This is a genomic window from Rhizobium sp. FKL33, from assembly GCF_005222915.1.
Lineage (GTDB): Bacteria > Pseudomonadota > Alphaproteobacteria > Rhizobiales > Rhizobiaceae > Rhizobium_E.
Window position 1 is genome coordinate 53,540 of the sequence record NZ_STFX01000016.1, and the last position, 22,791, is coordinate 76,330.

General features: G+C 62.2%; 21 protein-coding genes. 10 read left to right on the plus strand and 11 right to left on the minus strand.

All coding sequences use genetic code 11. The features are described from left to right. Position 1: 1 nt before the first annotated feature. Complete coding sequence (locus E8Q41_RS09940; protein ID WP_137155380.1) at positions 2-1,411, minus strand: circularly permuted type 2 ATP-grasp protein; 1,410 nt, start codon at positions 1,409-1,411, stop codon at positions 2-4. Between the two features lie 330 nt (positions 1,412-1,741). Here E8Q41_RS09940 and E8Q41_RS09945 point away from each other — a divergent pair, with 330 nt between their 5' ends. The 3 genes from E8Q41_RS09945 to E8Q41_RS09955 all read left to right on the plus strand — a co-directional run bounded on the left by E8Q41_RS09945 (position 1,742) and on the right by E8Q41_RS09955 (position 4,135). Further along, complete coding sequence (locus E8Q41_RS09945; protein WP_246660149.1) at positions 1,742-2,389, plus strand: sigma-70 family RNA polymerase sigma factor; 648 nt, start codon at positions 1,742-1,744, stop codon at positions 2,387-2,389. Further along, entirely contained in the window at positions 2,386-3,039 is a 654-nt protein-coding gene (locus E8Q41_RS09950) for a ChrR family anti-sigma-E factor (RefSeq protein WP_137155381.1), read from the plus strand. Before E8Q41_RS09945 ends, E8Q41_RS09950 begins: the two co-directional genes overlap by 4 nt. A 211-nt stretch (positions 3,040-3,250) precedes the next feature. Continuing rightward, on the plus strand, positions 3,251-4,135 hold the full coding sequence (locus tag E8Q41_RS09955) for a DMT family transporter (protein WP_137155382.1): 885 nt from the start codon (positions 3,251-3,253) through the stop codon (positions 4,133-4,135). A 6-nt stretch (positions 4,136-4,141) separates the two neighbouring features. Here E8Q41_RS09955 and E8Q41_RS09960 read toward each other — a convergent pair whose 3' ends face one another. The 3 genes from E8Q41_RS09960 to ftrA all read right to left on the minus strand — a co-directional run bounded on the left by E8Q41_RS09960 (position 4,142) and on the right by ftrA (position 7,570). Further along, the gene (locus E8Q41_RS09960) at positions 4,142-4,930 is read right to left on the minus strand and encodes an endonuclease/exonuclease/phosphatase family protein (RefSeq protein WP_246660150.1); all 789 of its coding nucleotides are present in this window, start codon (positions 4,928-4,930) and stop codon (positions 4,142-4,144) included. An 81-nt stretch (positions 4,931-5,011) separates the two neighbouring features. Then, positions 5,012-6,457 (minus strand): phospholipase D-like domain-containing protein, encoded by a 1,446-nt coding sequence (locus E8Q41_RS09965; RefSeq protein ID WP_137155384.1) that lies wholly within the window; start codon positions 6,455-6,457, stop codon positions 5,012-5,014. Between the two features lie 147 nt (positions 6,458-6,604). Further along, positions 6,605-7,570 (minus strand): transcriptional regulator FtrA, encoded by a 966-nt coding sequence (gene ftrA / locus E8Q41_RS09970; protein ID WP_137155385.1) that lies wholly within the window; start codon positions 7,568-7,570, stop codon positions 6,605-6,607. An 85-nt stretch (positions 7,571-7,655) separates the two neighbouring features. Here ftrA and E8Q41_RS09975 point away from each other — a divergent pair, with 85 nt between their 5' ends. Next, positions 7,656-8,051: a rhodanese-like domain-containing protein gene (locus E8Q41_RS09975; RefSeq protein WP_137155386.1), complete on the plus strand. Its 396-nt coding sequence runs from the start codon at positions 7,656-7,658 to the stop codon at positions 8,049-8,051. Positions 8,052-8,105: 54 nt separating this feature from the next. Here the strand turns inward: E8Q41_RS09975 and E8Q41_RS09980 are convergent, their stop codons facing one another. Continuing rightward, positions 8,106-8,411, minus strand: coding sequence for a hypothetical protein (locus E8Q41_RS09980; RefSeq protein WP_137155387.1), 306 nt, complete (start codon positions 8,409-8,411; stop codon positions 8,106-8,108). A 149-nt stretch (positions 8,412-8,560) separates the two neighbouring features. Next, positions 8,561-10,876, minus strand: coding sequence for an NADP-dependent malic enzyme (locus E8Q41_RS09985; RefSeq protein ID WP_137155388.1), 2,316 nt, complete (start codon positions 10,874-10,876; stop codon positions 8,561-8,563). Positions 10,877-11,151: 275 nt separating this feature from the next. Between E8Q41_RS09985 and E8Q41_RS09990 the strand changes: the two genes are divergently transcribed. Beyond that, positions 11,152-11,820, plus strand: coding sequence for a helix-turn-helix transcriptional regulator (locus E8Q41_RS09990; RefSeq protein ID WP_137155389.1), 669 nt, complete (start codon positions 11,152-11,154; stop codon positions 11,818-11,820). A gap of 25 nt (positions 11,821-11,845) precedes the next feature. Here the strand turns inward: E8Q41_RS09990 and E8Q41_RS25735 are convergent, their stop codons facing one another. Further along, positions 11,846-15,622: a PAS domain S-box protein gene (locus E8Q41_RS25735; RefSeq protein WP_205910384.1), complete on the minus strand. Its 3,777-nt coding sequence runs from the start codon at positions 15,620-15,622 to the stop codon at positions 11,846-11,848. A 346-nt stretch (positions 15,623-15,968) separates the two neighbouring features. Here E8Q41_RS25735 and E8Q41_RS25520 point away from each other — a divergent pair, with 346 nt between their 5' ends. Further along, on the plus strand, positions 15,969-16,145 hold the full coding sequence (locus E8Q41_RS25520) for a hypothetical protein (protein WP_170976434.1): 177 nt from the start codon (positions 15,969-15,971) through the stop codon (positions 16,143-16,145). 21 nt (positions 16,146-16,166) lie between these two features. Then, positions 16,167-16,646 (plus strand): BON domain-containing protein, encoded by a 480-nt coding sequence (locus tag E8Q41_RS10010; protein ID WP_137155390.1) that lies wholly within the window; start codon positions 16,167-16,169, stop codon positions 16,644-16,646. Positions 16,647-16,724: 78 nt separating this feature from the next. On the opposite strand, the gene E8Q41_RS10015 is transcribed toward E8Q41_RS10010, so the two are convergent. After that, on the minus strand, positions 16,725-17,360 hold the full coding sequence (locus E8Q41_RS10015) for a LysE family translocator (protein WP_137155391.1): 636 nt from the start codon (positions 17,358-17,360) through the stop codon (positions 16,725-16,727). A gap of 120 nt (positions 17,361-17,480) precedes the next feature. On the opposite strand from E8Q41_RS10015, the gene E8Q41_RS10020 reads away from it, so the two are divergent. Next, a complete protein-coding gene (locus E8Q41_RS10020; RefSeq protein WP_137155392.1) occupies positions 17,481-18,179 on the plus strand; it encodes a YafY family protein in 699 nt (232 codons plus the stop codon). Between the two features lie 53 nt (positions 18,180-18,232). Here the strand turns inward: E8Q41_RS10020 and glgX are convergent, their stop codons facing one another. Next, positions 18,233-20,311, minus strand: a complete 2,079-nt coding sequence (gene glgX / locus E8Q41_RS10025) for a glycogen debranching protein GlgX (protein ID WP_137155393.1) — start codon at positions 20,309-20,311, stop codon at positions 18,233-18,235. Positions 20,312-20,439: 128 nt separating this feature from the next. Between glgX and E8Q41_RS10030 the strand changes: the two genes are divergently transcribed. Further along, the gene (locus tag E8Q41_RS10030; protein WP_137155394.1) at positions 20,440-20,661 is read left to right on the plus strand and encodes a hypothetical protein; all 222 of its coding nucleotides are present in this window, start codon (positions 20,440-20,442) and stop codon (positions 20,659-20,661) included. Between the two features lie 5 nt (positions 20,662-20,666). Here the strand turns inward: E8Q41_RS10030 and E8Q41_RS10035 are convergent, their stop codons facing one another. Together E8Q41_RS10035 and E8Q41_RS10040 are read right to left on the minus strand one after the other, a co-directional pair. Further along, entirely contained in the window at positions 20,667-21,938 is a 1,272-nt protein-coding gene (locus E8Q41_RS10035) for an alpha-amylase family glycosyl hydrolase (protein ID WP_170976435.1), read from the minus strand. A 52-nt stretch (positions 21,939-21,990) separates the two neighbouring features. Beyond that, positions 21,991-22,512 (minus strand): hypothetical protein, encoded by a 522-nt coding sequence (locus E8Q41_RS10040; RefSeq protein ID WP_137155396.1) that lies wholly within the window; start codon positions 22,510-22,512, stop codon positions 21,991-21,993. Positions 22,513-22,544: 32 nt separating this feature from the next. Here E8Q41_RS10040 and E8Q41_RS25740 point away from each other — a divergent pair. Continuing rightward, the coding region (locus E8Q41_RS25740; protein ID WP_205910385.1) for a hypothetical protein at positions 22,545-22,791 on the plus strand (247 nt) is incomplete at its 3' end.

Here is a 22,791-nt window from a genome sequence, read left to right on the forward strand (position 1 = left end):
ATCAGTCCTCCAGCACCCAGGTGTCTTTCGTGCCGCCGCCCTGACTGGAATTGACCACCAGCGAGCCTTTCTTGAGCGCGACGCGGGTCAACCCGCCGGGGATGATATGCACCTTGTCGGACACCAGCACATAAGGCCGGAGGTCGACATGTCGGGGCGCGATGCCCTTCTTGACCATGATTGGAACGGTCGACAGCGACAGCGTCGGCTGGGCGATGTAATTGCCCGGCTTGGTTTTCAGCTTCTCGGCGAACAGCGCGATTTCCTTGCGGGTCGCGGTGGGGCCGACCAGCATGCCGTAGCCGCCCGAACCATGCACTTCCTTGACCACGAGTTCGGGCAGGTGCTCCATCACATATTTGAAGCTGTCTGCCTCCGAACAGCGCCAGGTCGGCACGTTTTCCAGCATCGCCTTGCGGCCGGTGTAGAATTCGACGATTTCGGGCATATAGGAATAGATGGCCTTGTCGTCGGAAATGCCGGTACCGGGGGCGTTGGCGATGGTGACGTTGCCGGCGCGATAGACATCCATGATGCCGGCGACCCCAAGAGCCGAATCCGGCCGGAAGGTCAGGGGATCGAGGAAGTCGTCATCGACGCGGCGATAGATCACGTCCACCGATTCATAGCCCTGCGTGGTGCGCATGCAGACCTTGCCGTCGATGACGCGCAGGTCGGAGCCTTCCACGAGTTCGGCGCCCATCTGGTCGGCGAGGAAGGCGTGTTCGTAATAGGCGGAGTTGAAGATGCCAGGCGTCAGCACCACCACCCGCGGCTTGCCCTTGCAGCCGGGAGGCGCGAGCGCATCGAGGCTCTGGCGGAGCTGCGTCGGATAGTCCTCAACGGGACGCACCCGGACCTTGTGGAACAGATCCGGGAACATCTGCATCATGGTTTCCCGGTCTTCCAGCATATAGGACACGCCAGACGGCGTGCGCGCATTGTCTTCCAGCACATAGAACTGGTCTTCGCCGGTGCGGACGATGTCGGTGCCGATGATATGGGTGTAGACGCCGCCCGGCGGCTTCATACCGATCATCTGCGGCAGGAAAGCCGAATTCTTCTCGATCAACTCGCGGGGAATGCGGCCCGCCTTGATGATTTCCTGCTTGTGATAGATGTCTTCGAGAAAGGCGTTGAGCGCCAGCACGCGCTGTTCGATGCCCTGGGCCAGCTTGCGCCATTCCTTGCCGGAAATGATGCGCGGGATGAGATCGAAGGGGATCAGCTTTTCTGTGGCGTCTTCGTGGCCATAGACCGCGAAGGTGATGCCTGTCCTCCGGAAGATGTTCTCAGCGTCCCTCGCCTTCGCCGCCAGATAGGCCGGGTCCTGCTCGTTGAACCATTCAAAATATTTGCGGTAAGGCTCTCGCGGATTGCCCTCCGCGTCGATCATTTCGTCGAACGCCAAATCTTAATTCCCCGTTTATTCTTCAGGCATTTGAAACCAATGTCGGAAGCAATGCAAGAAGCATGCGCAGTCCTATCTGCGTATTTTTGCGTCCTTTCTCGCCACATTCTCGACCATGCTTATTCCGCAGGCATGAAACCGGAGCGAGAATTAGGCATATGCGCAAATGGGAAGCAAATCGATTCAATCAGCTTCGCCCGAGGCGGCGCACCACGGCGACGCTTCCGGTGAACAATCAGCCGGCATCGTTTGCCTGCCAGCCGAAGATGAATTAATTAACCTTGATATAGCGACCGTGATCCGCGCTTACGGCTCCGGCGTAAGAGAGGCATGAATGAGATCAGGACCATCCCGGCCAACCGGGCCGACCAACGCGCATCCAAGGCCTCCTATATGGTAGCCGCCGGGGATCGAGACGCCATGTCGCCGCCCCAGGAACTCGCCGCACTGATGCGGCGGGTTGCGGAGAACAGGGACATGCAGGCTTTCGCCGCGCTGTTCCGGTTTTACGCGCCGCGACTGAAATCCTTCCTCATGCGGCAGGGTTTCACGGACTCGGAAAGCGAAGATCTGATCCAGGAGACGATGCTCAATCTTTGGCGTCGGGCGGAAAGCTTCGATTCGTCGAAAGCCGGCGTGTCGACCTGGATCTTCACGATCGCCCGCAACTGCGGCATCGATCGGCGCAGACGCACGTCGCGCATCGTCTCGACGCCGGCAGAGCCGGACGTCAACGAACCCGACACCGATCCCTCCGCCGAAGAGCGGCTGATCGGTTGGCAGGACGAGACGGCCGTGCGCGCGGCGATCGCCCGGCTGCCGGAGGAACAGGCGACGGTGATCCGCATGTCGTTTTATTCAGAGAATCCCCAGGCCGAGATCGCGCAGATTCTCGGCATTCCCCTGGGCACGGTTAAATCAAGGGTGCGGCTTGCCTTGCAGCGCCTGCGCCAGATGATGATGGAAGACGCACGATGACGATTACGCATCACGCCAGTGATGATCTGTTGCTGAGCTACGCAGCGGGCAAACTCAGCCCAGCGCCCGCGCTGGTGCTGCAGAGCCACCTGGCTATGTCGCGCGACAGCAACAAGCGGCTCGCCCAGTTCGAAAAGCTCGGCGGCGCGCTTCTCGACGAACAGCCGATGACCGACGTGTCGCCCGATCTCTTCGAGCGCATGCTGGGAAAACTCGCTGGCCCGTCGTCGGCCGAACCTATCTCGGTAAGGCATGATCATCGCGGGCTCGACATGGGCGTCGACATTCCGGCTCCCCTGAGCGAGCGAAAGATCGGCAAATGGAAATGGGTCGCGCCGGGCATGCGCTTCGCCAAGGTCGAAGTGCCCGAGGATCCCTCCTACAATGTCGTGCTTCTGCGCATCGGCGCCGGCAAGGCGCTGCCCAAGCACGGCCATACCGGCACCGAACTCACCCTCGTCCTCAAGGGCGCCTTCAGCGATGAAAACGGTCGTTATGGCCGGGGCGATCTCGAAGAAGAGGACGACGACGGCGATCATCAGCCGCGCGTCGAGATGGATGGCGAATGCATCTGTCTCGCCGCCATCGAGGGACAGATGATCCCGCATGGCTGGATCGCCCGGATGATACAGCCCTTCGTCGGGATCTGAACATCGACAGCACACCTCCTCACGGCCGCCTCGGGCGGCCGTTTTTGTTGAGACCAAGATGAGATCGGACGTTTCGGCAGGTCACCGCCGAACGCGCCACGCCCCCCTGCGCGACCTCACCGAAAAGGGACACTGCTGGCGTTTTCGCTTGCTCCGTCCGCGCTGATCGATTACCCGCGGCGCTTTATGTCTGTTCCCCCGGAGCCAGCCCGTGTCCCTCGAGCGCATCGCGCCCGCCCTCTTCGTTCTGCTCTGGTCGTCCGGCTGGATCGCGCCCGTCTATGGCAGCTGGCATTCGACGGCGGAATTGTTTCTCACCGTGCGTTTCGGGCTTGCCGCGCTGGCCTTCGCCACGCTCAGCCTCGCCATGGGGGCAGCCTGGCCGAAAAGCCCGCGCGCCATCTTCCATGGGCTGATTTCCGGCGCGCTGATGCATGGCTGCTATCTCGGCGGCGTCTGGTGGGCGATCTTCCATGGGGTGCCGGCCTCGGTGTCCGGCGTCATAGCGGCGCTGCAGCCGTTGATGACGGCGGCGCTCGCGCCCTGGCTGATCAAGGAGCGGCTGAGCCCCATCCAACTCGCCGGCCTCGTGCTTGGCTTCGCCGGCATCCTCATCGCGCTCGTGCCGAGCTTCGAAAATGTCGAGCCCGGCATGCTGGCGGCGCGGGCCGTTCCCATCGCCATCAATATGACCGCGATGCTCGGCGTTGTCTTCGGCACGCTCTATCAGAAGCGCTTCGTGACAGGCGGCGACATGCGCACCACCGCCGTCTGGCAATATCTCGGCGCGGTGATGATCGTCGGACCCTTGGCGCTGTTCGGTGAAGAAACCCGTTTCGACGGCAGTCTCGAGCTCTGGCTGGTGATCGCCTGGTCGGTGATCGTGCTGTCGATGGGCGGCGTCGGGCTGCTGCTCTACATGATCCGGCGCGGGCAGGTGTCGCGCGCCGCCTCGCTGGTCTATCTGATGCCGCCGGCGGTGGCGATCGAGAGCTTTATCTTCCTCGGCGAGCCGCTCGGTCCCTATATGATCGTCGGCACCGTGGTGGTGGTGTTCGGCGTCTGGCTGGCGGGACGCAAACCTGCCGTCGCCTGACCCTCGTTACACCGAAACTGGCGACGGCAACGTCAGCGCCGCCTTGATCGGCAGATGATCCGACGCCACCCGCGCCAGCGGACTGTCATGCACCACCACATCGCTGACCAGCCCCGGGCGGTCGGCGATGATCCGGTCTAGCGCCAGGAAGGGCAGCCTGGCCGGAAAGCTCGGCGCGGGCTGCGGCAGATGGCCGAAGGCGTCGCGGAAGGCGTTGAGCGCCGATTTCGATCCCAGCCGCCATTCGTTGAAATCGCCCATCAGTACCGTCGGTCGCGACGCGTGTTCGGCCATGATCGCGATCAGCCGCCGCGCCTGAATTAACCGGGAGCGGCCGAGCAAGCCCAGATGGGCGGCAATGATGCGGAGGCTGCGCCCGCCCTCAAGATCGATATCGGTCATCAGCGCCCCGCGCGGCTCGAGCCCCGGCAGGTGAAACTCATGCACGGCGCTGATCATGCGCTTCTTCACCAGCACGATATTGCCGTGCCAGCCATGCGCCGCCGTGGCGCGGTTGAGCGGCACCGGCGTCAGCCCGCATTCCTGCTCCAGCCGGGCGAGATTGAGCAATCCCTTGCGCTCCCCAAAGCGGGTGTCGACCTCCTGCAGCGCAATGATGTCGGGACCGATCTCAGCGATGACGTCGACGATGCGGTTGGGATCGCGCCTGCGGTCGCCGCCGACGCCCTTATGCGTGTTGTAGGAGGCGACGATCAGCTGTTCTTCGCCGACACGCGGCAGCGCCGGCGCAATGATGGGGCGGCTCTTGCGATTTTTCCAGGCGGTGAGGATCATGGCGGCACTATTCCGAATGGTCTTTACGAGAGAACGCATCCCGGGAGGTTGGGGTTTCGGGCCTTACTGTCGCAGGCTGTCCTAAAGATAAGGTGACGCAAGCCAGACGATTTTCTCCGCCAGCCGATACGGCAACGGCCGGTCGCGAATATCCGACAGGGTCAGTTCCTGCGCTTCGTCGAGCGCAGCGTCGACGCGGTTTTCGATCTCTTCGGCGAAGTGGCTATCCAACACTTCGAGATCGACCTCGAAATTCAATCGCAGCGAACGCGGATCCATATTCGAGGTGCCGACATAGGACCAGACGCCGTCGATGGTCATAAGCTTGGAATGATTGAACATGCCGCCGACGCGCCAGACATGACAGCCATGTTTCACCACCTGATCGAACTGCGCCATCATCGCGAGATCGACGAGGCGGAGATTATTTTGCTGCGGCACGAGAATGTCGATCCGGACGCCGCGGCGGGCGGCCGTCGCGAAGGCGCTGACCAGTTCGCGGTCGGGCAGAAAATAGGGCGACATCAGCCGCACATGCTTCTGCGCCACAGACAGCGCGCCGATGATGACATTGCGATTGGTCTCGATCGAGCCGTCGGGGCCCGAGGACACGACGCGCATATAGGTCGGATCGACGTCCACCTGCTCCTTGCGGGCGATCGGCGGCAGCTTTTCGCCGGTGGCGAAATGCCAATCCTCCGACGCCACCGCAAAGAGATCGCGGACGACTGGTCCCGTCACGCGGAAATGCGTGTCATGGGCGCTTTTGTCGCCGGCGAACTCGGTGGTGAAGCTTTCTCGAATATTCATGCCGCCGGTGAAGGCGAGATTGTCGTCGATGACGATGATCTTCCGGTGGGTGCGAAGATTGGCGTAGGGCATTCTCAGCCCCATGATGACATTGCCGTTGAAGCTCCGCGCATTCAGCCCGCGCTGGCGAAAGTAGTTGACGATGCTGGGGAAGGAATAACGCGCCCCGACCGCGTCGATCAGCGCCCGCACCTCGACCCCGCGCGCCTTGGCGGCCAGGAGCCTGTCGGCAATGCGGCGGCCGATCTCGTCATTGTCGAAAATGTAGCTTTCGAGCAGCACCGAATGCCGGGCGCCGTCGACCGCCTCGGCGATCTCGCGATAGGCGCGGTCGCCGTTTTCGAGCATGGCGATGGTGTTGCCCGAGGTCATGTAGAAGCGGGTGAAGGCGTCGCCCAACCTGTTCAGCGCGCCGTACGGCTGGCCGAATTCGGCGATGATGCGGTTGGGCGACAGCGCGTGCTCATGGATCTGCTTGTCGAAACGCCGATGGCCCGATTTCCGCGTCGCAAGCGCCTTGTGGCGGATGCGGTTGACGCCGGCGACGAGATAGAGCCCCGCGCCGAGAAGCGGCGACAACACGATCACGCCGACCCAGCCGATGGCGGCGCGGGCGTCCTCCTTGGTCATGGCCGCATGCGCCGCCGCCACCGCGCCGGCGGCAATGGAGATGACGAACAGGATATGCGGCCAGTAATCTCTAAAGATGTCGAACATTCAGCCCCATGGGCGAGAGGACGTCCCGGAGGAACATATGGGTTGCCGCCCGGCGGCATCAAGAGCATGGGGCGCGGCCTCTGACAACGCGCCGCATCCCCCGATGGTTCGGCGTTCCGACACGATCGGACGCAATTTTCCGCGCGATCAGGCGGTGACGGAAAAGCGGGCCCGATAGTCCGCCGGACTGACGCCCAGGCGACGGCGGAAGTGATGACGCAGCGCATGGCCGCCGCCGAAGCCGAGGGCGATGGCGATCTCGTCGACGCTTTCGCACCCGCGGATCAGTCGCTCCTTGGCCTGCTCCACCCGTTCCGCCGCGATCCAGTCGCCGGGCGCCAAGCCGGTCGCATCGCGGAACCGGCGGAGAAAGGTTCGCTCGCTCATCCGGCAAAACCCGGCCATGCGGGAAATCGTCCAGGCGGAGGCCGGATCGGCCCTGATCGCATCGAGCAGCGGCGCGATCTCGGCGCCCTCGCGGCGCGCCACCGGCCGTTCGAGAAATTGCGCCTGCCCGCCACTGCGATGGGCCGGCATCACCAGCCGCCGCGCCACGGAATTGGCCGCATCCGGTCCGAAATCGCGCCTGACGATCTCGATCATCAGATCGATGCCGGCGGCGCTGCCGGCGGAGGTGAACAGGCGGCCATGCTCGCGATAGAGCGAGGCGGCGTCGACCTCGACATCAGGATAGGCCTTGCCCAGCGCCTCGGCATAGCGCCAATGCGTCGCCGCCACACCGCCATCGAGAAGCCCGGTGGCGGCCAGCACGAAGGCGCCCGAACATATCGAGGCGAGCCTGGCGCCGCGCGCATGCGCCGCCCTCAGCCGCTCGACCAGATCCTGCGGCACGGGGACTCCCGCCCCTTTCCAACCGGGCGCGACGATGAGATCGGCCTCGTCTATCAGATGGCCGTTGTCCTCGGTCTGGATGACAAAGCCGCCATGAGCCCTGAGCTGCCCCGGCTCGATGGCGCAACTGGCGTAACGATACCAGCCCTCGCCCATCTCGGGCCGTGACAGCCCGAAGATTTCGGCCACGATGCCGAATTCGAAGGTGCAGAGACCATCATAAAGAAGAGCGACGACGAGAGGACCCGAGGTGTTTGGCATGATCTTTACGTATATTGTCAATCACGCCAATTGCAAGCCTCATGGGGAAACGGGCATGTTCCGGTCAACGAAAAAGGAGACGCCCATGACCACCGCCGTGACCGAGATCCCGCCCGCCTCCCCCGAGGCCGCCATCGCCCATTTTTCCCAGGAGTTCACCTTCGAGACGGATTGTTGGGACGTGAACGACTCGCTGGCGCGCGGAGCCGATTTCGTGCTGCTCGACGTCCGCTCCCCTACCCTTTTCGCCAAGAGCCATGTGCCCGGCGCAATCAACCTGCCGCATGGCAAGATCACCCGCAACAGGATGGCGGAATGGCCGGACGGGACAATCTTCGTCACCTATTGCGCCGGCCCTCATTGCAATGGCGCGGCCCGCGGCGCGCTCCGGCTCGCGCGTCTCGGCTTGCCGGTGAAGATCATGGCCGGCGGCCTGACGGGCTGGATCGATGAGGGATTTGAGCTGCAGACCGGCGAGTAACCCTCGCCTGCGCAGGAGCCGGAAACTCCGGCTCCGATCGTGACGCCGGGCTGATCAGATGCCTGACCCGTCCAGTTCTTCGTCATCCTTGCCCTTCCAGGGCGCGGGAAAGGCGAGACTGCCGAGCTCCGCCGACGGCAGCGGCATCCAGCATTTCAACTCAGGCTCGGCATATTCGATAATGCGCCCCGGCGCTGAATCCGATGACCGCCAGGCTTCCCCGCCATACTGATCGCCGCGCGACCAGTAGGCCAGATCGACAGCCCCCGGCCCCTGCTCACTGGCGCGAATGGTCACCAGAATGCGGCTGCCATCCCTCGGCGCGCTCCGCATATGCCGCCAGCGATCAACTGCCTCCATGACGCTCTCCTCTCATGCTTTACGCAAGAGTGTCGCGCCGGACAGAGCGAGGGTCAATGAGGAGTTTGGATGAAGGGTTCCGAATTGGCGCAATGATCCTTGCGCACTGATATAAGAGGACGCCGCCGATGCGGCGCCCCCACAGTCCATCAAGCCTTGTTGGTCGCCTCGACCACCGCCAGCGCAGCCATATTGACCACACCGCGCGAGGTCACCGAGCTCGACAGGATATGCGCCGGCAACGCCGCGCCCAAGAGGATCGGACCGACATGCAGCGCGTCCATCATGGTGCGGACGATGCCGAGCGAGATATTGGCGGCGTCGAGATTGGGGAAGACCAGGAGATTGGCTTCGCCCGTCAGGGTCGAATTCGGCATGGCGCGCTTGCGCAGCGCCTCGTTGAGCGCCGAGCCGCCCTGCATTTCGCCGTCGACTTCAAGCTCGGGCGCGCGCTCTCGCACCAGAGCCAGCGCCTGGCGCATTTTGCTGGCGCTTTCGGAATCGCGCGAGCCGAAATTGGAATGCGCGAGCAGCGCCGCCTTCGGCGCGATGTTGAAGCGCCGCATTTCCTCGGCCGCCAGAATCGTCATCTCGGCGACTTCGGCTGCGGTCGGATTATGCGTCACGAACGTGTCGGCGAAGAACAGCGCGCCGCTCTGGGCGGTGATCAGCAGGCTGAGGCCGGAGAAGGCGCAGGCGCCCTTCTTGCGGCCGATGATCTGCTCGACATCACGCAGATGCTTGTCGAACTGGCCTTCGAGACCGCAGATCAGCGCATCGGCGTCGCCGCGCTTGACGGCGAGCGCGCCGATGACCGTGTTGTTGGTGCGGACCGTGGTGCGCGCGGCTTCCGGGTTGACGCCCTGGCGGCCGACCAGCGAAAAGTAGAGATCGGCATAGTCGCGGAAGCGCGGATCGTTTTCCGGATTGACGATGTCGAAGTCTTCCCCGGGCTGAATGCGCAGACCATAGCGCTTGAGACGGGTTTCGATGACCTGCGGACGACCGACCAGCACCGAGCGGGCGATGTTTTCTTCCTTCATCACCTGGGCGGCGCGCAGCACGCGCTCGTCTTCGCCTTCGGCGAAGATCACCCGCTTCTGGGGTGCTGCCTTGGCGGCGGCGAAAACAGGCTTCATGACGAAACCGGAACGGAAGACGAAGCGGTTCAGCTGGTCGAGATAGGCCTCATAATCCTGAATCGGCCGGGCGGCGACGCCGGTTTCCTCCGCGGCCTTGGCGACCGCAGGCGCGATGCGCAGGATGAGGCGCTGGTCGAAGGGCGACGGAATGAGATAGTCGGGCCCGAAGATCGGCGTTTCGCCTGAATAGGCGCGGGCCGCGACATCCGAGGGCTCCTCGCGGGCCAGCCCGGCGATTGCCTTCACTGCGGCCATCTTCATGGCCTCGTTGATGGTGCGCGCGCCGCAATCCAGCGCGCCGCGGAAAATATAGGGGAAGCAGAGGACGTTGTTGACCTGGTTGGGGAAATCCGACCGACCCGTGCAGATCATCGCGTCAGGACGCACGGCGCGCGCCTCTTCCGGCATGATCTCCGGATTGGGATTGGCCAGCGCCATGATCAGCGGCTTCTCAGCCATCTGGCTGAGAAGTTCCGGCTTCAAGACGCCGGCGGCGGAGAGGCCGAGGAACACGTCGGCGCCGCCGATGGAGTCGGCCAGCACGCGCTTGTCGCTGTCCTGCTCATAGACAGACTTCCAAGGGTCCATCAGCACTTCGCGGCCCTTGTAGACCAGGCCTTCGAGATCGTGGACCCAGATATTTTCGCGCTTGGCGCCGAGTTCGACCAGCAGGTTGAGGCAGGCGAGCGCGGCGGCGCCAGCGCCGGAAGCGACGATCTTGACCTTGGATATATCCTTGCCGGCGAGTTCGAGCCCGTTGAGAATGGCGGCGGCGACGATGATGGCGGTGCCGTGCTGGTCGTCATGGAACACGGGAATGTTCATCTTGGCGCGCAGCTGGCGCTCGACCTCGAAACATTCCGGGGCCTTGATGTCCTCGAGATTGATGCCGCCGAAGGTCGGCTCGAGCGAGGAGATCACCTGCACCATCTCGTCGATCTGAGGCGCCTCGATCTCGATGTCGAACACGTCGATGCCGGCGAATTTCTTGAACAGAACGGCCTTGCCTTCCATCACAGGCTTGGAGGCGAGCGGGCCGATATTGCCGAGGCCCAGCACGGCCGTTCCGTTGGAGATCACCGCCACCAGATTGGCGCGCGAAGTGTAATCGGCGGCAGCCGCCGGATTGTCCTTGATGGCGAGGCAGGGCGCAGCCACGCCGGGAGAATAGGCGAGCGCGAGGTCGCGCTGGTTGCCGAGCGGCTTGATCGCCTGAATCTCCAGCTTTCCCGGGCGCGGATAGCGGTGGAAGAACAACGCCTGTTCGGCGAGATCCGCCGAGGTTGGAAGCTGCTGCGGCGTGGTGGGGTTGTTGTCGCTCATCAATTCGAATCCCGTCTCTGTCGCACCGACCTTTAGAGCATGACGCAAACAAATGGAATTATTTCGCATCAAGTATTCGCCGCCGGTTCAGCCAGCTCCAAATTGGCGCGAAAGTTGCGGTTTTGCGTCATTTATCAGCGCATCATGCGCATATCGAGCTTTAACCGGAGATTGAACTCCTATAAGGAACTTACCTCATACTAGGAAAATTTCTGCACCCATTTTTAGAAGTAGAATTTCCTTATTTGATAAATGCCAATTCCAGGCAGGCGGCAATGATCAGGGACGCATTTTTTCGAGACATCAGCCGGCGACTGATGGACCGGTGGGTGGAAATTCATTCTTCCGAAGACGAAGGGCCGGACAGCCTCCTATTTGGCATAGACGCCCATATGACCCTGAAAATGCGTTTGTTTGTGCTAACCATGGAAGCGACGGAACCCTTGGACTGGCATATTGGCATGATCTGGGGCGCGGGGCCTTTTTCGTCCATTCTGAGAGAGGCGGACTTCCCTCAGCTGGGGCCGCTAAGGGCATTCGAAGACCATGTCTTTTTGCGAGAACACTTATTGCCGTCACTTGAAAAAAGTGGAAAAAATAAACAACCGATCATTGAGAACCAGACCGCGATACTGCGTGGTTTTCGCGTATCGCTAGACCGCATCATTCTGCCGAAAAAAAGCACAAGCGCACCGGCCTGGACCGTGTGCCTCGAGAACATCCGCTCCATTCGCCAGCCGGCGCCGCAGGTGGATAATCTGAGCGTGGAGGAATCCATCATCAGCCAGATGTTGCGCGAGGGCCTGACGGCCAAAGAGATTGCGCGGGAGATGGACGTGTCGCACCGCACGGTGGAGCACCGCATCAGCCAGTTGAAGGAACGCTACAAGGCGCGCAACGTTGCGCACCTCACCGCGATCCTTTGCCAGGACGTGCTGGACTGATCCGAGCGACGGTTTGCGAACGGCTTTACACCGCTGCGGCTTCATCGACGGCGCGAGCGAGATCCTTGGGATCATAGGGCTTGCGCAGCAGCACGGGCGGACGTCCGGCGTCGAGCGGAGGAGCGGCATTGTTGCCGGTCGCAAAGACCACGCCGATGCCGGGATCGATTTCGCGAACGCGGCGGGCCAGATCCGCGCCGCTCATGCCGGGAAGACCGAGATCCGTCAGAAGCACATCGAAGCGGCCCGCTTCGACATGTTTCAACGCATCTTCGCCGGAGGCGGCTTCGACCACCTCATGTCCGTCATCCGTCAACATGTCGACGAGATCCAGCCGGATAAACGGTTCATCCTCGACGGCAAGGATGCGAAGTGATGCGAGCCTTGCAGGTGCGTCGGACTGGATTTGGGGCGATGGCGCGAGTGGCGCGGCCGTGGCCTCATTGTCGAGCGGAACGGGGGCGATCTTTTCCAGGCGCCGGCGCGAGTCGATCTTCTGCGCCCGATTGCCGAGGAGATGGCGTATCCGCCGCGCCAGAGCTTCGCGGCTGTATGGCTTGGACAGCAGTTCGACGCCGGGATCGAGACGTCCGCCGTGAACGATGGAATTCTCGGTGTATCCCGAAGTGAACAGCACCGCGAGATCGGGCAAGCGCTCTTTGGCCTTGCGGGCGAGTTCGGTGCTCTTGAGCGGCCCCGGCATGACGACGTCGGTGAACAGAAGATCGATCGGCGCGCCGCTTTCGATCACCGAAAGCGCGCTCGCCGCATCCCGCGCCTTGAGCACGCGATAGCCGAGATGGCCGAGAATATCGACCACGGTTGCGCGCACCTCGTCGTCATCCTCGGCGACGAGAATGGTCTCGGTGCCGCCGCGCGGCGGCCCGTGCTCCAGGTCGGTCAGCAGATCCTCGGCCTGCATGGACCGCGGGAGATAGATCCGTATCGTCGTGCCATGGCCGACCTCGGAATAGATCTTAACATGGCCGCCCGACTGCTTGACGAAGCCATAGACCATCGAGAGCCCGAGCCCCGTTCCCTTACCCAGCGGCTTGGTGGAGAAAAACGGCTCGAACACCCGCTCCAGCACTTCCGGCGGCATGCCGACGCCGGTGTCGGTGACGGCGAGCATCACATATTGGCCGGGCTCGACTTCGGGATGATGGCGGCAATAGACTTCGTCGATATAGGCGTTGCCCACTTCGATCGTAAGCTTGCCCTGCCCGTCCATCGCGTCGCGGGCGTTGATGGCCAGATTGAGCACCGCGTTTTCGATCTGGGTGGGATCCACGAATGTGTTCCACAGCCCGCCGCTCGTGACCGTCTCCACCTCCACCGTCTCGCCGAGCGTGCGTCTCAGCATTTCGCCGATGCCCTGCAGGAAGCGGCTGATATTGACGACCTTCGGCTCCAGCGGCTGCCGACGGCCGAAGGCCAGGAGCTGATTGGCGAGCTTGGCTCCGCGATGGACGCCAGCAAGCGCGTTCTGGACGCGCCGCGAGGATTTCTCATCGGCTTCCAGATCCTGGCCGAGCATCTGCAGATTGCCTGAGATGACCTGCAGGAGATTGTTGAAGTCATGGGCGATGCCGCCGGTGAGCTGACCGATCGCCTCCATTTTCTGCGCCTGGCGCAACTGCTCTTCGGCCTGCTTCAGCGCTTGCGCCTGCTCCTTCTCCGCCGTCACGTCGCGGCCATAGGCGAAGACAAGATTGTCCTCGAAGGACAGCCGCCAGGCGATCCAGCGCGGCGAACCGTCGATATGGCGCATGCGCGCCTCGACCAGCTTGGTGTAGGGACCGGTCTTGACGTCGGCGAAGGTCGCGATGAAGGCGGCGCGGTGCTCCGCCGTCACGAAACTCTGCATGAGATGGCCGTTCACCAACCGTCCGTTATGGCCGAGAATCGCGGTCCAGGCGGGGTTGACCGCGCGCACGACGCCGCCCTCGTCGGTGATCAGCAGGATATCCTGCGAATTGCGCCAGACCCGGTCGAGTTCGGCGGTGCGTTGCTCCACCTGGCGCTCGAGCGACTCCGCGAATTCTCCCAGCGCCATTTCTGCGCGCCGGCGCTCCACGGCCGTGCGCGTGCGCTCGGCGATGTCGCGGATCAGACTGATCTCGTCGGGCGTCCATTCCCTCACATTGCGGTCATTGACATAGAGAAGCGCAACCACCCCGCCCTGCTCGTTGATCGGCAGATTGACCATGGAGCGGACGCCGATCGCCGCAAGCGCGTCGACATGGTTCTGCGTACGCGGATCAACCGCCGCGTCGGAGAAGATCACCGCCTCGCCGCGCTTGAGATCCTCAATGAAATCGCCGTAATCGCGAAAATGGACGACGCCCGACACCGCCGGAACGCCGTCGGCGGTCCAGGCGCGCTCGATCAGGATGGTCTCGGAGATCGGGTCGATGGTGCCATAGCCGGCGCGGCTCACCTTCAGCGTCTTGCCGAGGATTTCACCGGCGGCGTAAGCAATGTCGGCGGGATCGTCAAATTTGCGGAACCGGTCGTTGAGCTCGATCAGAGCAAGGCGGCGCCGTTCCTCGTTGCGCAGATCGGTGACGTCGACATTGACCCCGATCATGCCGAGGAAGTCGCCGGCGGTGTCGAAGCGCGGCCGGGCGTTGGTTTGCAGCAGCCGCCAGGAGCCGGAGGCGTTGCGGTAGCGTGCCTCGACCGTGAAGCTGCGATGTTCGGCCATGCCTGCGGCGTATTCGGGATACATCGCCTCGAGGTCATCGGGATGAACGGTCGACCCCCAATCGAAATGCGCGACGTCCTTTTCCGTGATCCCCCAGAATCGTCTTTGGGCCGCGTTGAGATAGACGCACCGGCCGTCCTGGTCGCCCATCCACAGCATCACCGGGGCGCTGTCGGCGATCAGCCGGAAACGCTGCTCGCTCTCGCGCAGTTCGTCCTCGGCGCGCTTGCGGTGCGTCACGTCGTTGCCCTGCATGAAGATGCCGGTGGTGGCGCCGAGATCATCCCGGAGCGGCTCAAGCACGAAATCGACGAAGCGTTCTTCCGCTTCGTCCTGATCGGGCGGATGAAACAGCACCCGCGCGTTTTCGCCCACGAAGCGACGACCGGTCCTGAAGACGTCGTCGAGAACCTCGACATATCCCTGCGGAACGACTTCGGGCAGCACGTCCTTGACGGACCGGCCAATCAGATCGTCGCGGCCGATCAGGGCCAGATAGGCGGGATTGGCGGTTTCATACCTATGGTCAGGACCAGATGTGGTGGCCATGAAGCCGGGGGCGCGTTCGAACATGCGCCGCAATCTCTCGCTTTCGCCACGGATGCGCCGCTGCGCCATCACCCTCTCGGTCGTCTCCACGACGATCGCGATTACGCCGGCAGGCTTGCCGTCTTCGTCGAGCACAGGCGAGTAATCGAGATCCATGAACACTTGCTCGGGGCGGCCATGGCGATGAAGCGTCAACTCCTGATCGCGATAGGCCAGAGTTTTCCCCGCCAGGCCGACCTTCATGACATTGTCGTTGAAATCGGCGACTTCGGGCCAGCCCTCGCGCACTTTCGAGCCGAACAATTGCGGATGCCGACCGCCGGCAAAGACGGAATAGGCGTCGTTGTAGATCATGTAGCCGTCCTCATGCCAGAGCATGACGATCGGCACCGGCGATTGCAGGAGAATGCTGCACGCGGTTTTGAGGCTTTGCGGCCAGGAAGATACCGGCCCGAGTGAGGTGTTCTCCCAATCGAAACCGGCGAGAAGCTCTGCGGCCATGCCGCCGCCTGACAGGAATGTGAAATCGCTCGCCTTGTGCGTCATCGCGAGCACCGCGCGGCAAGGCGCAAACCGCGCTCTACGGGCAGACCGCATTTGCAAGCATAAAACATCCCGCCAGCCCCAAACCCAAGAAATTCATTATCATATTCAAATACTTGTCGCGGAGCTCGCATCCAAATCCCTCTGTCCGGCATAATCCCGCGAGACGAATAATGCGGCGAGAAGAAGAAGGTTCCCGCCGAAAATGGAATTTTTTGCCCTCACATCGGGAAGAAAGATCGGCGGCGAAAGGAACGCAATGCGGACGACCCGGTTCCACTGCTTGCGTCGCGGGAACCCCTCCCGGCACGCGGCGTTCTAGCCGCAGGCACTCATGAAGGAGCAGCAGATGGTCGATAAGCCGAGCCAGACGCCAAAGGGACCGGCCAACAATGTCGTGGATCTCGAAGTCTATCGTCTTCGCCGGGAGGCGAGACGCATTCGCGACCACGGTTTCGAGCCCTCGCCGCCTCCCCCGCCGGAGGCCGATCCGTCACAGCCCGTCGAAGGGCAGAGACAGGAATAAGAGATGATCAAGGAGAGTGACATGGCAACCGTGACCGGAATGCCTCAACCCAAGACGCGGGAAGAAGATTACCGAGACTACGACGAACGCGACATTTCCGACGGCTGGCCCTATGCCGACGAGGAAGTCGCAGCAAAGAAGAATGAAGCCTACGGCGTCGACTCTGACGACGACACGACAAGTTTGGAAATTTCGGACGAGCCCGCGATCGAGAGTGAGGGTGGACCCAGCCTGTTTCCGGAAGCTGCGGAGGAAGCGGTCGAAGATGACGGCGTCGAGGAAGCCGTCTACGAACGCATCACCAACACCCGTCGCTGGCAAGACAATCAGCTGACGGTGACGGTGCATGCCGGCGTCGCCACGCTCGAAGGCGAGGTTGAGACCGAACATGACCGTCAGTTGATCAACCAGATTGCGCTCGGCGTCCCTGGGGTCGTCGACACTGTCAACCGCATCATTCTGATCGGCGTGGACAGCCATATTCCGAGCGACGCCGACTGAAGCCGAACATTGGGTTGAACCGTGAAGCGGGGTGCGGCGACGACAACCCACCGCCGTTTCCCGGTCGCGCGTTGGGTGTCAGAATTCGCTCCAGCTTCTGAACAGGATATAGGCCGCAAGCGCCATCAGCATCACGCCGGCGCTCCGGCCGATCCAGATCGTCAGTTGCGGTTTGTTGACGATCGCATCGCGGCCGCGCGCCGCAGCCAGCGCCAAGCCGCCATAGATCGCCAGTTGAACCAGGATCGTCATCATCCCCATCACCACAGCCTGCGCCCAGTAAGGACCGTAAGCGGGTTTGAGGAATTGTGGATAGACGGCGAGGGTGAAAAGCCAGGCCTTCGGATTGAGAAGGCAGGTGATCAGCGCCTGATTGACGATCCGCGCGAGCGGCAGGGTTCCGGCGTCTTCGACCGCCCCGATCACGATCGCGCTTCTCGCCAGCGTATAACCGATCCAGATCATATAGGCCGACCCCAGGATTAACATCGGTCGTGCGAGAAACGGCGTCCATAGCGTCAATCCGGCAACCGCGCAGGCGCCGAACAGCGTGTGGCAGGCGCCGCCGGCCATCATTCCCGCGGTCGCCGCCAGCCCCGCGCGTCGCCCGCCCGACAGTGTCTTGGCGAGAACGAAAGCCATGTCCATGCCGGGAACAACGATGATGCCGGCGAGCAGAAGAAAAAACAGCCAGAGATTTTCAGCATAAGTCATGTCAGTAGCGCGCCGCCTTTTTTGAACGTCTTGGAATAAAACCCGGGCTTTCCAGCCTGTTGAAGCGTGCTATATCGAAGTCCAACTGACAGCGATGTGTCAGGAGTAAAGGCTAAATCGATGCGCAAGGCTTCAAGGCTGTTCGAGATCATCCAGATCCTGAGAGTGGCGAGAGCGCCGGTGACGGCCGCAGATATTGCGTCAGAACTGGAGGTCACGGTCAGGTCGATCTACCGCGACATCGCCGCGCTGCAGGCCATGCGGGTGCCGATCGCCGGCGAACGTGGCATCGGTTATATTCTACGGCCGGGTTTCGACCTGCCTCCGCTGATGTTTTCGGTCGAGGAAACCGAAGCCATCGTGCTGGGCATGGCGCTGATCGAACGGACAGGAGACCGGGATCTTCAGAAAGCCTCGGAACGCGTGGTCGCAAAGATTGCTGCGGCCATGCCGGAGCCGCTGCGCCAATCCATGACGTCGAGGGCGCTGCACGCCTGGGGCGGGAGCGCGCCGGCGCCGGAAGGTGCGGAATTCAGTTTGATCCGCTCGGCCATTCGCGACGAGGAGAAACTGTCAATCGGCTATCGCGACGAGGCCGGTAATCGAACGTCCCGCACCATCTGGCCGCTGGCGTTGATCTACTACGCCGAATCCGCCGTTGTCGTCGCCTGGTGCGAACTGAGGCAGGCAATTCGCAATTTTCGTATGGACCGGATCGAAGATAGTGCGCGGACAGGCGAGTATTTTCGGAAGCAAGGCGACCGGCTTCGGGCCGCCTGGGTCACGGGCTGGCGCATCAATCAAGCGGAAAACGCTTGAGTCCAAGAAATAACGCCCCCGTCAACAGACGGAGGCGCTTGCGTGAACACGGCTTACACGCGGCGGAAAACCGCCATCGAACGCTCGTCCATTTCGAAGCGATGGCCGGGGGAGAATTCCTCGCCGCGGCGCGCATCATCCTCGGTGGTCAGTTCGAGCCGCCAGGAATAGCCGCCGATGTCCGGGATCTGGAACCCCATCTGCTCGGGCTTGGGATTGAAGATCATCAGGCTATGCGACCACAGCGCCTCGTCATCGACGAGATCATCGCGGCCGAGATGCAGGCAGAGCGGATTTTCCGATTCCCACTGTTCCGGCAGGAGTTCGCCGCCGTCCTGGTTGAACCAGTTGACCACCATGCCGTCGCGCCAGTTTTCGCGGTGGAACAAGGGCTGGCTCTTGCGCAGCGCGATCACCTTACGGGTGAAGTCGATGAGCGTGCCGCAGGTCGGCGGCAGGTTTTCCCAGGCGAGCCAGCTGATCTCATTGTCCTGGCAATAGCCGTTGTTGTTGCCGCCCTGGCTGCGGCCCATTTCGTCGCCGGCGAGCAGCATCGGCGTGCCATGCGACAGGAACAATGTAGCGAGGAAGTTGCGCTTCTGCCGTTCCCTGACAGCGTTGATGCCTTCGTCCTCGGTCGGGCCCTCCGCGCCGTAATTGTAGCTGCGGTTGTCGTTGTGGCCGTCATTGTTGTCTTCGCCATTGGCGTCGTTATGCTTGTCGTTATAGGCGACGAGGTCGTGCAGCGTGTAGCCGTCATGAGCGGTGATGAAATTGACGCTCGACCAGGGCTGGCGACCGCGCTGGTCGTAGATGTCTCCCGATCCCAGCAGGCGCGAGGCGAAATCCGGCGCTTTGCCGTCGTCGTTCTTCCAATATTCGCGCACGCTGTCGCGATATTTGTCGTTCCACTCCGCCCAGCCGGGTGGAAAGCCGCCGACCTGATAGCCTCCGGGACCGATATCCCAGGGTTCGCCGATCAGTTTGACGCTTGCCAGCGTCGGATCCTGGGTCACGGCGTCGAAGAAGCCGCCGCGCTGGTCGAAACCGCCGGGCTCGCGGCCGAGAATCGAGCCGAGATCGAAGCGGAAACCATCGACTTCCATTTCCTCGACCCAGTGGCGCAGCGAATCCATCACCATCTGCAACACGCGGGGATGCGAGGTGTTGAGCGTGTTTCCGGTGCCGGTGTCGTTGATGTAGTAGCGATGCTGGTCCGGCAGGGTGCGGTAATAGGAAAAATTGTCGATGCCCTTGAAGGAGAAGGTCGGACCGAGTTCGTTGCCTTCGCAGGTGTGGTTATAGACGACATCGAGGATCACCTCGATCCCCGCATCATGGAAGGCGCGCACCATGTCGCGGAAGCCTTCGCGGCCGTTCGGACCGAAATAACGCGACGCCGGCGCGAAGAAGCCGAAGGTGTTGTAGCCCCAGTAATTGCTGAGCCCCTTATCCATCAGGTGGAAGTCGTCGAAGAATTCATGGATCGGCAGCAGTTCGACCGAGGTCACGCCGAGCGCCTTGATGTAGTCGACGGCAGCCTTGTGGCCGAGACCTTCGAAGGTGCCGCGCAGCTCTTCCGGAATGTTCGGATTGAGCTTGGTGAAGCCTTTCACATGCGTCTCATAGATGATCGCCTCGGCCCAGGGAATGAAGGGACGCTTGCCCTGCCGCTTGCCCGCATAGGGATCGACGACCACGCATTTGACCATCTCCGACGCATTGTCGCGCTCGTCGAATGTCAGGTCCTTGTCCTCGGCATAGAGGTCATAGGCAAAATGGGCGTCGGATTTCACGAGGTCGCCATGGAAGCCGCGCGCGTAAGGGTCGACGAGCAGCTTGTTGGCGTTGAAGCGATGGCCGTTTTCGGGGTCATAGGGACCATGGACCCGGTAGCCGTAGAGCGCGCCGGCCTTCAGCCCCGGCACGAATCCATGCCAGATCTCGTTGGTGTTCTGCGGCAGCGTCAGCCGCGCGATTTCCATCGACCCGGTCGGATCGAACAGGCAGAGCTCGACGCTCTGCGCATGCGCGGAAAACAGCGCGAAATTGACGCCGCCTTCTTCGACATTAGCGCCGAGCCGCATGCCGTGACCGGTCTCGATCGTGAATTGATCCGCCTTCATATCCATAGTCGCCCTCTTTCCTGAAGCTGAGCCACCAACGGACAAGCGCTGCTTTGGTTCCTTGTTCTTCGCAGTTGCGGGAACCATCCGGGACAGCACGGTGTTCTGAAGCGTGGATCAAAGGAGGAGACATCATGACCATTCGTTTCATACAGCACCGCGCGAGGCCACGCGCCGCCACGCCCCGCCTCGCCTGGACGCTGACCAGGATCGAGATCCGCCGAAACGCGCCGCCCGTTCAGCCTCGCTGCCTGACGCCGGACGCAGTGGATCTACCACTGCCGAAGCGCTGCCATGATCAAATGTCCGTGCCGGCTTCGATCAACGGCGCCGACCTCACTCTCCGGCGCCCCTGAGGCGTTCATGTCGGCTTGATTGCAAACAAAGCGGTCAAGGGCGGGAGGATTTCCTCCCGCTCGGTTGCGGCGCTGTGGCGATAGAAGACCTCGCTTCCGACTGCTGGCAAAAGCGCTTCGCTGTCGCCGAGATTGGCGCGAAGCTGCAGACTTGCGCCGCTGAGCCGCCAGTCGATCGCCAACCGTCCGCCCTCGCCTGCAAGAAGTCGACCTGAGCCGCGTCCAATATCCGCGAGATATGGAATGACGAAACGGCGGCGCAGTCCGATCAGCGTTTTGATCTGCTCGAGCCGCCGCCGCCCCTCTGGCGCGTTTCGTCGACCCCAATCTATTTTCGACTGCAAGAATGCTTCGGGCGAATTGGGATCGATGAGATCGTCGGGCCGCTCCCCTTCTCTCAGGGTCGCAAAGGCCAGACCTTCGTGAATGCGGTTTTCACGCGCCTCCCGTGCGACATCTCCCTCATGATCGCAGAAAAACAGAAAGGGCTGTGTTTCCCCATAGTCTTCGCCCATGAACAGCATCGGGATCTGCGGCGACAGAAACAGGATCGACGTCAGCAGATCATAGAGCGCTTCCCGCTCCGGCTGCAGCAACCTGTCGCCATAGCTGCGATTGCCGATCTGGTCGTGGTTCTGGAGAAAATGCACAAAGGTTGTCGGGCTGAGGCTGGCCGGAGCTGGCATCGCCTGCCCCTCGAACACCAGCTCCGGCTCCAGGGTGCGCACATAGCCCTGGGCCAGCGTCGCGGCCATTTTCTCGAAAGGCCGGTCGGCGAAATCGGCGAAGTGACCTGTTTTCGCGCCGGTCACAAAGGCGTGCATCGCATGGTGAAAGTCGTCGTTCCAGGCGCCGTCATGGCGCTCTTCGACGGGCAGGTCGCCGCTCAGGAAGATCGTGCGGTTTGAGCTGTCCTCCATCACCAGATGACGCTTGCGGCAGGCGCATTCCGCATGGATGTGGGCGGCGAGTTCGGTCAGGAAATGCGCTTCCGTCCGATCCTCGATCATATGCACGGCGTCGAGACGGAGGCCGTCGATATTGAACTCGGTCAGCCAGTAGATCGCGTTCTCGATGAAGAAATCGCGCACCGGCCTTTCGGCAAAGTCGATCCCAGCGCCCCAGGGCGTATCGCGCGCGGCATCGAAGAAGGAACGGGCGTAGAGCGGCAACGAATTGCCCGCCCGCCCGAAGTGATTGTAGACGCAATCGAGGAACACCATCATGCCGAGTTGGTGGGCGGCGTCGACAAAAGCCTTGAAATCATCCGGCGCCATAGCAGTGATGCGGCGCGTAAAGCAGCACGCCGTCATAGCCCCAGCCTCGATCTCAGGCGAATTCCGCCACCGGCATCACTTCTATAGCCGTGACGCCAAGATCGGCAAGATCGGCGAGGCGCTTGATGGCGGCTAGAAACGTGCCTTCAGGCGTGAACGTCCCGACATGGATCTCATAGAAGACGGCGTCTTCCCAGGGCCGCCCCTTCCAGTCGGCGTCGCCCCATTGATAGGCGGTGGGGTCGGTGACGATGGAGGGGCCGTAGACGCCGTCATCCTGCATGCGCGAGGCCGGATCGGCGACCACGACGCCATTTGGGAGAACGAATTGATAGCGCGCGCCCGGAGCGACATCCTCTACGACATGTTCGAACCAGCCGTGGCCGGCCGTCATCATCGGGCGGTCCGCGCCATCGAGGCGCAGCGTCACGGTATCGACATCCGGCGCCCAGATGCGGAACCGGATTCCGCCCGCACTGACAGGATTGGCGCCCCAACACGTGGAATAAGTGCGGGACTTGAGGGACGTATAAGATGGAGCCTCGGGACAAGGCGTCATTCGTTCTGGCGTCATAAGGTGACCTCCGAAGGCGGTCGAACGGACAGATGGCGCGGCGGTTGCTGCAGATAACGGTGTTTCGGCGGTTGTCGCGCAAAGCGCTGAGTGTCGCCGCGGCCCAACCCCATGGTCTTGCGCCGTCCGGCCGCATCAATGCCGGGGATCATTCGTATAGGAGGATCCCGGCGCAGCATGCGCCGGGATCCGAATGTCTAAAGCATCGTACCGAAAACGTGAATCGTTGGGATTTTGAGATTTCCGGTTTTCATGATTCCCTTCTGATTGGAGGTGTTT